A 10,796-nucleotide genomic window follows, 5' to 3' on the forward strand; every position below is an offset into this window, starting at 1 on the left:
CAGTCGGAGGAGGCTCATTTGTTGTCAATTGCTGCAAATGGCTTGCGTGTGGTGGAATCTGGGTCTACATTTCATGTCGAAGCGCTTCGCGGAAACGCTTCGACGGCAGATTCTCCGGAGCACGACGGTCAGACGATGGGGTCCGAATGGTGAAGATCAACGAGGTTGCGAAGGCCGCCGGCGTGTCGATCAGCACCGTTTCGTACGCGCTGAGCGGCAAGCGCCCGGTCTCGCGATCCACCAGGGAACGCATAGAGCGGGCGGTCGACGAGCTGGGCTACAGCCCGAATGCGGGCGCTCGGATGCTGGCCGGACGCCGCACGCAGATCTTCGCCCTCACCGAGCCGCTGCGCACCGACACGCATGCGCCCACCCACATGTCGTTCGTGCTCGCCACCGCGATCGCCGCGCGGCGCAACGACTACGACATCCTGCTGCTGACCGACGAGCAGGCGCGCGACGGGATGAGCCGGGTCGCAGCATCCGGCCTCGTCGACGCGATCCTCGTGCTCGACGTCGCACCCGACGACGACCGGGTGCCGCTGGCGCGCGCCATCGCGACACCCACGATCTTCATCGGCGTGCCCGACGACAGCGACGGGCTGGTGTGCGTCGACCTCGATTTCGAAGCCGCCGCGCGGATGGCGGTCGACCGGGTGGCCGATGCCGGTCACCGGCGGATCGGACTCGTCGGCCAGACCGACATCGCCTACGTGAAGTCGAACTTCCCGCCGCGCGTGCGTTCGGCAGCCCGCGCGCGTGCCGCCGAGCGCGGAATGCACTTCGACTTCCGCTCGTCGGGCGCCGTCATGCCCGACCTCGTAGAGGTCGTCCGCGCAGCGCTGGAACTGGTCGACCAGGGGGCGACGGCTCTCCTGCTGCACACCACGGCCGAGGCCCACGACGCCGTGCTCGCTGCCGTCGCCGAGCGGGGGATGTCGGTGCCCGGCGACCTCTCGGTGATCGCGATCGGCGCCTCGTTCGACACCGCGGTCTCGCCTACTCCCGTCGACACCATCCCGCTCGTCCCGCAGGAGTCGTGCGATCTCGCTGTCGACCTGGCCGTGCGCTCCCTCGGGGCCGAACGGCCCACCCCCGATCTCTACCTGGTCCCGCCCACCTACGTGTCGCGGGGCACGGTCGCCACGCTCGTCTGATCCCGCACCACCACAACTGCATAACCACGTCGTTTATCGAAGCGCTTCGACAGGCTTCGGCAATCACCACGAACCCTGTCCCGAAGACCAGGGTCATCACGAAAGGAGTGCCGACGATGGCACGCATGACGAAGATCACGACGCGCCGCGCAGCCGCGGCCGTCGCCACCGCCGCAGCGGCCGCCCTGACCCTGTCCGCCTGCGCCGGCGGATCGGGCGGAGAGTCCAGCGGCGACAACACGCTGACCCTCTGGCATTACGAGAGCCAGACGAGCGCCATGGGCATCGCCTGGGCCGAGGCGATCAAGGTGTTCGAAGAGGAGACCGGCGCGACGGTCGAGTTCGAGGAGAAGAGCTTCGAGCAGGTCCGCTCGACCGCGAGCCAGGTGCTCAACTCCGATGAGGCGCCCGACCTCATGGAGTTCAACAAGGGGAATGCGACGGCGGGGCTCCTGGCCAGCCAGGGCCTGCTCACCGACATCACCCCGGCCGTCGAGGAGTACGGGTGGGGCGACAAGCTCGCCCCCGCCCTGCAGACGACCGCGCGCTACAACGAAGACGGCGTCATGGGCTCGGGCGCGTGGTACGGCATCCCCAACTACGGCGAGTTCGTCACCGTCTACTACAACAAGGACATGTTCGCCGCGGCCGGGCTCGAGATCCCGACCACGTACGAGGAGTTCACCGACGTGCTCGACGCGTTCGTCGCGCAGGGCGTCACGCCGCTGGCGGAGGCCGGTCTGGAGTACCCGATCGGTCAGCTCTGGTACCAGCTCGCACTGAGCCAGGCCGACCGCCAGTTCGTCAACGACTACCAGCTCTACGAGAACCCCGTCGACTGGAACGGTGACGAGATCACCTACGCCACAGAGACGCTCAAGGAGTACGCCGACAAGGGGTACTTCTCGACCGATGTCACCGGTGTGAAGGCCGAGGATGCCGGTGTGTCGTTCATCAACGGCACCTCGCCGATCTTCGTCTCGGGCAGCTGGTGGTACGGCCGCTTCGTCGACGAGGTCGCGGACTTCGACTTCGGGCTCTTCCCGTTCCCCGGCAGCGAGATGACCTTGGGATCGTCGGGCAACCTGTGGGTGGTGCCCGAGCGCGCGCAGGACAAGGAGCTGGCCTACACGTTCATCGACATCACGATGCGACCGGAGATCCAGGCGCTTCTCGGCAACAACGGCGGCCTCCCCGTCGCCGCCGACGAGGCCGACATCGCCGATCCGAAGAGCCTCGAGCTGATCCAGGCGTTCAACGCCGTCAACGAGAACGACGGGCTGGCCTTCTACCCCGACTGGCCGACGCCCACGTTCTACGACGTGCTCGTCTCGCAGACGCAGGAACTGATCAACGGCACGAAGACGCCGGCCCAGGTGCAGGAGGACCTCGGCGCCGAGTACGACTCGTACGTCGACGACTTCCGTTGACATCTCGGGGCCCTGCCGCACCCTGGCAGGGCCCCTCCGAACCGCCGCCCCGCGGCACGCCCGTCCGAGCGCGCTCGGCGAGGCGAAGCATCCGATCACCCTCGAGGAGGCGGCGATGACCGCTGTTCCCTTCGTCCGCGCGCCGCGGGCGAAACTCCCCCCTGAAGAACCGCTGATCCCGCAGCGAGGTCGCGGCGCAAGCGCCGCCTACTGGTTGTACCTCGTCCCGGGCCTGGTGCTGGTCACGCTGATCATCGTCGTGCCACTGGTCTGGAACGTCTATCTCAGCTTCACCGAATGGCGCGGCATCAAGCCGCCCGAGTTCATCGGCCTGGACAACTGGGTCGAGCTGATGGGCGATGCGACGTTCTGGACGTCGTTCCTCAACAGCATCTGGATGATCATCGCGATGGTGATCGTGCCGACGCTGATCGGGCTCGTCCTCGCGGCGCTGCTCTTCGACGTGATCGGACGCAAGTTCGGCGGGCGGTTCGCGAGCTTCCTACGGGCGACCTACTATCTGCCGCAGATCCTCCCGGTCGCCGTCGCCGGCATCGTCATCGGATGGATCCTGCGACCGCAGGACGGTGCGCTCAACCGCATCCTCGAGAGCATCGGCCTCGGCTCCCTCGCCCACAACTGGCTGGGCTCGCCCGACACGGCGCTCATCAGCATCATGGTGGTGCTCGTCTGGATCCAGATCGGCTACCCGGTCGTCATCTTCATGGCGGCCCTTCAGCGCGTCGACCCCGAGCTCTACGAAGCGGCTGAACTCGACGGTGCGAACTGGTTCCAGCGGTTCCGCGCGATCACGGTGAGCATCATCCGCCCCGAGATCTACGTCGTCGCCCTCACCAGCACGATCGCCGCGCTCAAGGTCTTCGGTCCCGTCTACATCCTGACCCGCGGCGGCCCCGGCACCTCGACGATCGTGCCGGCCTACTACGCCTACAGCGAGTTCTTCCAGTCGCAGCAGGTCGGCTACGGCGCGACGATCGCGACGGCGCTCACCCTCGTCGTCACCATCGTCGCGGTGCTGTTCATCCGCAGCCAGAACGCCGCGGAACGAAAAGAAAGGGCGGGTCTGTGATGGTCGCCACCATGGCCGTGACCACGGCGAAGCCGGGCGCGAAGACCGGCGCGAAGCCCCCTCGTCGGGGCACGTCCCGCGGCGGCATGACCAGGCGTCGGGGCGTCGACTGGCTGATGCTCGCGTTCGTGATCGTCGCGGCGATCGTCATCGTCGCGCCGTTCTACCTGATCTTGGTCAACTCGTTCAAGTCGCCCACCGACTACTCCAACGGCGGCCCGCTGGCGCTGCCGACGGAGTTCTACTTCGACGGCATCGCGGCCTTCTGGGAGCGCGTGAACTTCCCCGAGAAGGTGTGGAACTCGATCTTCATCTCGGGCGTCGTCGCCGTGCTCGCGGTGCTGCTCTCGGTACTCAACGCCTTCGCGATCGGGATCGGGCGCGTCAAGGGCCGCTCATGGATCGTGCTGCTGTTCCTGCTCGCGAACCTGCTGCCGCAGGAGGCGCTGCTGTACCCGCTCTACTACATGTTCAAGGCCGTCGGCCTCTACAACAACATCTGGTCGGTGATCATCGTCTTCACCGTGATCCAGGCGGCGTTCGGCACCTACCTGCTCGCATCGGTCTACGGCACGTTCCCCAAGGAGGTGCTCGAGGCCGCGGCGATCGACGGCGCGAGCCGGTGGAAGATCCTGTGGCGTGTCATCTTCCCGATCAGTCGCCCGACCCTGTCGGTGCTGCTCATCTTCTTCTTCATCTGGACGTGGAACGAGTTCCTGATCCCGCTGACGTTCCTCGTCTCGAACGAGAACCAGACCGTTCCGGTGGCCATCAGCGTGCTGCAGGGCGACCGGCTCATGGACGTCACCACCACGAGCGCGTCGGCCCTGCTCGGGCTCATCCCCACCCTTCTCTTCTTCCTCATCTTCCAGCGCACCCTCACGCGCGGCATCACCGCAGGAGCAGTCAAGTAATGAAGTTCACCGATGGTTTCTGGCAGCTGCGACCCGGCGTCGCCGCGCTCTACGGCCAGGAGGCCTACGACATCTGGGAGACGGCCGACACCCCCGACGGACCCGGGCTCGTCGTCACGGCCCCCACCAAGGTCATCGCCGGACGCGGCGACACGCTCAACCGGGCGACTCTGACCGTCGCGCTCTCCTCGCCCGCCGAGGGTGTCGTGCGCGTGCGGATCGCGCACCACGTCGGCGGTGCGGCTCCTCTCTCGTTCGACCTGCCCGGGGAGTCGTCCGCCGGCGAGACCGTGGTCGACGCCACCGGCGGGGAGCTGCGCACCGGATCGCTCGTCGCGCGCGTCGAGCAGGGGGCCCCGTGGTCGCTCTCGTTCTCGTCGAACGGGCGTCGGCTGACCGGCAGTGGCGCGAAGGCGCTGGGGTACATGACCCTCGCCGACGACGCGCAGGTCGACCCGGGCATCGTCGGCAACGCCCGCGCGGGCACGCCCGTCGGGCGCCCCCGCACGTTCGTGCACGAGCAGCTCGACCTCGGCGTCGGCGAGCTCGTCTACGGTCTCGGCGAGCGGTTCGGCCCCCTCGTCAAGAACGGTCAGACGGTCGACATCTGGAACGCCGACGGCGGCACGTCGAGCGAGCAGGCCTACAAGAACGTGCCGTTCTACCTCTCGAGCCGCGGCTATGGCGTGCTCGTGAACGACCCCGGTCATGTCTCGTTCGAGATCGGCTCGGAGGCGGTGGAGCGCGTGCAGTTCTCGGTGCCCGGCGAGGTGCTGGAGTACTTCGTGATCGACGGTCCGACCCCGAAGGACGTGCTCGGGCGGTACACCGCTCTCACCGGACGGCCTCCGGTCGTGCCCGCGTGGTCGTACGGGCTGTGGCTCTCGACGAGCTTCACGACCGACTACGACGAAGCGACGGTCACCTCGTTCATCGATGAGATGGCCCGTCGCGAGCTGCCCGTGTCGGTCTTCCACTTCGACTGCTTCTGGATGCGCGAGTTCAACTGGTGCGACTTCGAGTGGGATCCGCGGGTCTTCCCCGATCCCGACGGGATGCTGCAACGCCTCCACGAGCGGGACCTCCGGGTGTCGGTGTGGATCAACCCCTACATCGGGCAGCGCTCGCCGCTGTTCGCCGAGGCCGCCTCGCAGGGTTTCCTCGTGCGTCGCGCAGACGGTTCGGTGTGGCAGTGGGACCTCTGGCAGGCGGGGATGGGGCTGGTCGACTTCACCAACCCCGACGCGACGCGCTGGTACCAGGACAAGCTGCGCGACCTCATCGCGCAGGGCGTCGACTGCTTCAAGACCGACTTCGGCGAGCGCATCCCGCTCGATGTGGAGTACTTCGACGGCAGTGCACCCGACCGCATGCACAACCTCTACACGCATCTGTACAACAAGGCCGTCTACGACGTGCTGGTCCAGTCCCGCGGTCAGGGTGAGGCGGTGCTGTTCGCACGGTCGGCCACGGCCGGCGGGCAGACCATGCCCGTGCACTGGGGAGGAGATTCGACCTCGACCTTCCCGTCGATGGCGGAGACCCTGCGCGGCGGTCTCTCGCTCGCTCTGAGCGGCTTCGCGCACTGGAGCCATGACATCGGCGGCTTCGAGGGCACCCCCGACGCGACGGTGTTCAAGCGGTGGACCGCCTTCGGGATGCTGGGCACCCACAGTCGGTTCCACGGCTCGCAGTCGTACCGTGTGCCGTGGCAGTTCGACGACGAGGCCGTGGAGGTCACCCGCATCTTCACGCGGTTGAAGATGCGGCTGATGCCCTACCTCTTCCAGCAGGGGTTGGATGCGGCGGCCACCGGGGTTCCGGTGATGCGGCCCATGGTGCTGGAGTTCCCCGAAGACCCCGCGGCGGCCTATCTCGACCGGCAGTACATGCTGGGCGCCGACCTGCTCGTCGCGCCCGTCTTCTCGGAATCCGGCGAGGTGGAGTTCTACCTTCCTGCGGGGGAGTGGACGTCTCTGCTCACGGGGGAGACCGTCCATGGGGGAGGATGGCGTCGCGAGACGCACGGCTTCGACAGCATCCCGCTGTACGTGCGCCCCGGCGGGGTCATCCCGTGGGGGGCGCGCTCCGACAGGCCGGACTACGACTATCTCGACGGGCTCACCCTCCGGGTGTTCCCCGGCGGCGAGGGTGAGGCAGAAGTGATGGTGACCACTCCCGACGGGAGAAGCGAGACGTTCCACGCCGACCGCGGGGACGTGACGCGATGAGGGCGGGCAGCGACGACTACCGCGACAGCGGGCTCGTCTTCCCCGAGGGGTTCACCTTCGGATCGGCGACCGCGTCGTACCAGGTGGAGGGCGCAGCCCAGGAGGACGGGCGTCTGCCGTCGATCTGGGACACGTTCAGCATGACGCCCGGGCGGGTGTGGAACGGCGACACCGGCGACGTGGCCTGCGACCACTACCACCGCTGGGAGTCCGACCTCGATCTGATGAAGGATCTCGGCCTCGACGCCTACCGGTTCTCGATCGCATGGCCCCGGATCGTGCCCGCCGGTACGGGCGCGGTGAACCAGGCGGGTATCGATTTCTATTCGCGGCTCGTCGACGGACTGCTCGAGCGCGGAATCCGTCCCGTCGCGACGCTGTACCACTGGGATCTGCCGCAGCCGCTCGAGGACGCCGGCGGATGGCCGGTGCGAGCCACGGCCGACGCCTTCGAGCGGTACGCCGAGATCATGGGCGCGGCGCTGGGCGATCGCATCCACACCTGGACGACCCTGAACGAGCCGTGGTGCTCGGCCTACCTTGGCTACGGTCAGGGCGGGCACGCCCCCGGGCGCGCCGAACCCGCCGCCGCGCTCGCCGCCGTGCACCACCTGAATCTTGCCCACGGGCGGGCGGTGCAGGCGCTGCGCGCCACCTCGACGGGCGATCCCGAGTACTCCGTGACCCTCAACTTCCACGTCGCTCGCGGTCGCGGTCCGCAGGCCGCGGAGGCGGTGCGCCGCGTCGAGGCGCTCGCGAACCGCGCGTTCACGGGGCCGATGCTGCGCGGGGAGTACCCCGCCGACCTGCTGGAGGACACCGCATCCGTCACCGACTGGTCGTTCGTGCAGGACGGCGACCTGGAGGCGATCCATCAGCCGATCGACGTGCTCGGGGTCAACTACTACTCGACCGTGACGGCGCAGCTGTGGGACGGCGTCTCGCCGCGTCAGATGAACGACGGGCACAAGGCCGTCGCCGGCGGCACCGCGTGGCCCGGCAGCGATGGTGTGCTCGAATTCCTCGAGCAGCCCGGCCCGTACACGGCGATGGGGTGGAACATCGCCCCCGAGGGACTTGAGGAGCTGTTGCTGTCGCTGCGCGAGCAGTTTCCCGACCAGGCGCTCATGGTGACCGAGAACGGCGCCGCATTCGACGATGAGGTCGCCGACGACGGCTCCGTTCCCGACCCCGAGCGACTCGACTACCTGCGTCGCCACTTCACGGCCGCGCACCGGGCCATGCAGCAGGGTGTAGACCTGCGCGGGTACTTCGTCTGGTCGCTGCTCGACAACTTCGAGTGGGGCTACGGGTACGCCAAGCGGTTCGGCATCGTGCGGGTCGACTTCGACACCCTCGAGCGCACCGTCAAGCAGAGCGGTGAATGGTACGCACGACTGGCGAAGACAGGCACCATTCCGGAGTAGGTCGTCGCCCCAGCATCCGCTCGTTCCGGTCGGGCGTAGCCTGGAGGGATGGCTGATCTGCGATTCACCGATGAGAAAGACGCCTCGCGGTACACACTGCACAACGGCGACGACCTCGTCTCGGTGCTCGACTATCGTGACGACGGGCGCACGGTCGCGATGACCCGTGCCTACACGATCCCCACCTTCCGCGGGCACGGTTACGCCGGCGAGCTCGTCGAGCGTGCGGTCGCCGAGCTCGAGCGCGACGGCTCGCGTCAGGTGAGCCCGGTGTGCTGGTACGTGAGCGACTGGTTCGGCGCCCACCCCGAGCGCGCCGGCATCCTCGAAACCCGCGCCGGAGTGTAGACGGGCCGTCGCCCTACACTGGCGACGTGCACATGGAGGATGCCTTCACCGCCGTCGCGGTCGGATTCGAGTCGATCGGCGCGCTCGCCATGACGGCGGGCTTCGTGGTCGCGGTGGTGCTCGGCATCCGTTCCCTCCGCCGCGGCGAGGGCGGGTCGCGGGCCTTCACCGTGCTGCGCACGACTCTCGGCGGGGCGATCCTCCTCGGTCTCGAGGTGCTCGTGGCTGCCGACCTCATCCGCACCATCACGTCGAAGCCGTCGGTCGAGGACGCCCTCATCCTGGGCCTCATCGTGCTCATCCGCACCGTGCTGTCGATGTCGATCCAGATCGAGATCGACGGGGTGCTGCCGTGGCGGCGCGCCCTCCTCACCAGCGGCGGGCAGGTGGTCGCCGGTGCAGTAGCCCGTGACCGGGCCGCCGGCAGGGCCGCCGACGACTGACCCCCCGCACCCGGGGCGTCAAGCCCCCTCGCCTCCGGCGCCGCTGCGGCCAGAGTGGAACAAACGAGAGGAGCGGTGATGAGCGATCAGAACCTGCCCGAGGGTGTCATCAACGCGAACCCGCCCGGCGGCTACGAGAGCGGCGATGTCGCCGACGGCGAGACGGCGGAGCAGAACCGGGATGCTGCGGGCTCGCCCGGGCTCTCGGAGTCGGGGTTGTCCCCGCAGGGCGGCGATGAGCCGTCCGACCCCATCGAGTCCCCCGACGCCAGCCAAGGCGCCGACCCCGATCTCGCCGCCGACGAGGAGAGCTGACATGTCCGAGCACCACGACACCGACCGCAACGAGGGCGTCGCCGCGAACGCCGACCAGGTTCCCGGTGCGGGCGCCTCGGCGTCCGACTCCTACGGCGGAGCGGTCTCCGACGACCCGACTCCCGTGACCGAGCCCGGCACGCAGAACGAGCCCGTGCAGGACATGCACGACACGACCGACGAGGACAAGATCATCGGCATCGTCGCCCAGACCCGCCAGGACGTCGGCGGCAAGGGCGAGCGTCGCATCGCCGAGGTGCTGCGCCAGCGCTTCCGCGAGACCGGCGTCGACGTCGCCGACGACCGCATCGCCGCCCTGGTCGCCGAGGTCGCCAGGGGCTGACGCGGTCTCCCCGCGAAGTCTCGCGGCGTTCCCTTCGTCTCGACGGGGTTTGCCCGGCGCTTGCGCCGGCCGGTGCGGCTAGCGGGTCGATGCTCGCCATACTGCGGCTGCGGCAGTGATGCGCGTCGCACGGAGCCCGCGCAGACCCCCTCGCGCAGAGAGGACGGCGAGAGAGTCTGCGAGGAGGTCGTCCCACACGGCTCCAGCAAGAGCTCCGATGTCGCGCCAGCCTCGTGACTGCCGGTGGCTCGTCTCGGCGATGACGATCGAGGCGACTCGCGTGCGCTGGTCGGGTGTGAAGTGCGCGCGCGCAAGTCGGCGCATGAGTTGCTCGGCGAGGTAGCCGGACCGAAAGCAGCGCGGCGCGGTCTCGAGGTAGCTGAGAGCCACCTCGATCGCTTCTGGGTCGCCGACTCGAACCTGTTCCGGCAACTGTTCCACTGGCGTGAAGAACGCCTCGAGCGCCTGCACGAACCAGCCGAGGACGATCTCGTACTCTCGCGTTCGCAGCGAGGGATCCACCCAATCGCGGCGCCACTGGGCCCGCACGTTGTCGCTCGCCTCAGCCACAGCATCCGCTCGTGCACGCAGTTCCGGATCGACCCCCATGAGCACAACGTACTGTTTCGCCGTTCCCGGGTCTGGAAGCGGGCGAGGGGCGGGCGTATCGTGTGGCGCATGTGCCGCAACACCGTTCCGCTCCACAACTTCGAGCCCGCTGCGACCGACGCGGAATGCCATGACGCCGCGCTCCAGTTCGTCCGCAAGATCGCCGGGACCACCAAGCCGTCCCGCGCCAACCAGGCGGTGTTCGACGAGGCCGTCGAGCAGATCGCTCACGCCACCCGTCATCTCATCGACGGTCTCGTCACCACCGCCGCGCCGAAGACCCGCGAGCACGAGGCGGCCAAACGCCAGGCGCGTTCGGCCGAACGCTACGAGGCCATCCGCGTGTACCAGCAGGAGAAGCGGGCCGCCCGCGCCGCATCCTGATCCCTTCGTCGGGGGAGGAGGCGCCGGGCGGGCGACTTCCGGCCGCCTCCCGGCCTCGCGTGGGTGCTGCGCGGGGAGTCTGAACGCCCGTGTCGGTGGCGGCAC

Annotated in this window: 12 protein-coding genes; 11 read left to right on the top strand and 1 reads right to left on the bottom strand. The window is 68.4% G+C overall.

The genetic code is table 11. The annotated features are described in order from the left end of the window. Positions 1 to 146: 146 nt before the first annotated feature. The 10 genes from DEA06_RS09280 to DEA06_RS09325 all read left to right on the top strand — a co-directional run bounded on the left by DEA06_RS09280 (position 147) and on the right by DEA06_RS09325 (position 9,698). Complete coding sequence (locus DEA06_RS09280) at positions 147 to 1,157, top strand: LacI family DNA-binding transcriptional regulator (RefSeq protein WP_116647711.1); 1,011 nt, start codon at positions 147 to 149, stop codon at positions 1,155 to 1,157. Positions 1,158 to 1,273: 116 nt separating this feature from the next. Beyond that, positions 1,274 to 2,587 (top strand): extracellular solute-binding protein, encoded by a 1,314-nt coding sequence (locus tag DEA06_RS09285; RefSeq protein ID WP_116647712.1) that lies wholly within the window; start codon positions 1,274 to 1,276, stop codon positions 2,585 to 2,587. A 115-nt stretch (positions 2,588 to 2,702) separates the two neighbouring features. Then, positions 2,703 to 3,677 carry a sugar ABC transporter permease gene (locus DEA06_RS09290; RefSeq protein ID WP_116647713.1) on the top strand — a complete coding sequence of 325 codons (975 nt, stop codon included), beginning with the start codon at positions 2,703 to 2,705 and terminating at the stop codon, positions 3,675 to 3,677. Continuing rightward, positions 3,677 to 4,591 carry a carbohydrate ABC transporter permease gene (locus tag DEA06_RS09295; protein ID WP_116647714.1) on the top strand — a complete coding sequence of 305 codons (915 nt, stop codon included), beginning with the start codon at positions 3,677 to 3,679 and terminating at the stop codon, positions 4,589 to 4,591. The genes DEA06_RS09290 and DEA06_RS09295 overlap by 1 nt, the downstream gene beginning before the upstream one ends. Further along, complete coding sequence (gene yicI, locus DEA06_RS09300; RefSeq protein ID WP_116647715.1) at positions 4,591 to 6,822, top strand: alpha-xylosidase; 2,232 nt, start codon at positions 4,591 to 4,593, stop codon at positions 6,820 to 6,822. The genes DEA06_RS09295 and yicI overlap by 1 nt, the downstream gene beginning before the upstream one ends. Next, positions 6,819 to 8,249, top strand: coding sequence for a GH1 family beta-glucosidase (locus DEA06_RS09305; protein ID WP_116647716.1), 1,431 nt, complete (start codon positions 6,819 to 6,821; stop codon positions 8,247 to 8,249). Before yicI ends, DEA06_RS09305 begins: the two co-directional genes overlap by 4 nt. Before the next feature lie 48 nt (positions 8,250 to 8,297). Beyond that, complete coding sequence (locus DEA06_RS09310) at positions 8,298 to 8,597, top strand: GNAT family N-acetyltransferase (RefSeq protein WP_116647717.1); 300 nt, start codon at positions 8,298 to 8,300, stop codon at positions 8,595 to 8,597. Positions 8,598 to 8,629: 32 nt separating this feature from the next. Beyond that, positions 8,630 to 9,040, top strand: a complete 411-nt coding sequence (locus DEA06_RS09315) for a DUF1622 domain-containing protein (RefSeq protein WP_116647718.1) — start codon at positions 8,630 to 8,632, stop codon at positions 9,038 to 9,040. A 78-nt stretch (positions 9,041 to 9,118) separates the two neighbouring features. Further along, positions 9,119 to 9,355: a hypothetical protein gene (locus DEA06_RS09320; RefSeq protein ID WP_240606891.1), complete on the top strand. Its 237-nt coding sequence runs from the start codon at positions 9,119 to 9,121 to the stop codon at positions 9,353 to 9,355. A gap of 1 nt (position 9,356) precedes the next feature. After that, positions 9,357 to 9,698 (top strand): hypothetical protein, encoded by a 342-nt coding sequence (locus tag DEA06_RS09325; protein ID WP_116647720.1) that lies wholly within the window; start codon positions 9,357 to 9,359, stop codon positions 9,696 to 9,698. 78 nt (positions 9,699 to 9,776) lie between these two features. Here DEA06_RS09325 and DEA06_RS09330 read toward each other — a convergent pair whose 3' ends face one another. After that, positions 9,777 to 10,307, bottom strand: a complete 531-nt coding sequence (locus DEA06_RS09330) for a hypothetical protein (protein ID WP_116647721.1) — start codon at positions 10,305 to 10,307, stop codon at positions 9,777 to 9,779. Between the two features lie 69 nt (positions 10,308 to 10,376). Between DEA06_RS09330 and DEA06_RS09335 the strand changes: the two genes are divergently transcribed. Beyond that, positions 10,377 to 10,691: a DUF2277 domain-containing protein gene (locus DEA06_RS09335; RefSeq protein WP_116647722.1), complete on the top strand. Its 315-nt coding sequence runs from the start codon at positions 10,377 to 10,379 to the stop codon at positions 10,689 to 10,691. Positions 10,692 to 10,796 lie beyond the last annotated feature (105 nt).

This window comes from Microbacterium sp. Gd 4-13, assembly GCF_003095395.1.
Classification (GTDB): domain Bacteria; phylum Actinomycetota; class Actinomycetes; order Actinomycetales; family Microbacteriaceae; genus Microbacterium.

Excerpts from the sequence above, each read along its gene's own strand:
- DEA06_RS09295 (WP_116647714.1), top strand. The coding sequence starts at position 3,677 with ATGGTCGCCACCATGGCCGTGACCACGGCGAAGCCGGGCGCGAAGACC.
- DEA06_RS09305 (WP_116647716.1), top strand. The coding sequence starts at position 6,819 with ATGAGGGCGGGCAGCGACGACTACCGCGACAGCGGGCTCGTCTTCCCC.
- DEA06_RS09285 (WP_116647712.1), top strand. The coding sequence starts at position 1,274 with ATGGCACGCATGACGAAGATCACGACGCGCCGCGCAGCCGCGGCCGTC.
- DEA06_RS09315 (WP_116647718.1), top strand. The coding sequence starts at position 8,630 with ATGGAGGATGCCTTCACCGCCGTCGCGGTCGGATTCGAGTCGATCGGC.
- DEA06_RS09290 (WP_116647713.1), top strand. The coding sequence starts at position 2,703 with ATGACCGCTGTTCCCTTCGTCCGCGCGCCGCGGGCGAAACTCCCCCCT.
- yicI (WP_116647715.1), top strand. The coding sequence starts at position 4,591 with ATGAAGTTCACCGATGGTTTCTGGCAGCTGCGACCCGGCGTCGCCGCG.
- DEA06_RS09325 (WP_116647720.1), top strand. The coding sequence starts at position 9,357 with ATGTCCGAGCACCACGACACCGACCGCAACGAGGGCGTCGCCGCGAAC.
- DEA06_RS09320 (WP_240606891.1), top strand. The coding sequence starts at position 9,119 with ATGAGCGATCAGAACCTGCCCGAGGGTGTCATCAACGCGAACCCGCCC.
- DEA06_RS09330 (WP_116647721.1), bottom strand. The coding sequence starts at position 10,307 with ATGGGGGTCGATCCGGAACTGCGTGCACGAGCGGATGCTGTGGCTGAG.
- DEA06_RS09310 (WP_116647717.1), top strand. The coding sequence starts at position 8,298 with ATGGCTGATCTGCGATTCACCGATGAGAAAGACGCCTCGCGGTACACA.
- DEA06_RS09335 (WP_116647722.1), top strand. The coding sequence starts at position 10,377 with ATGTGCCGCAACACCGTTCCGCTCCACAACTTCGAGCCCGCTGCGACC.
- DEA06_RS09280 (WP_116647711.1), top strand. The coding sequence starts at position 147 with ATGGTGAAGATCAACGAGGTTGCGAAGGCCGCCGGCGTGTCGATCAGC.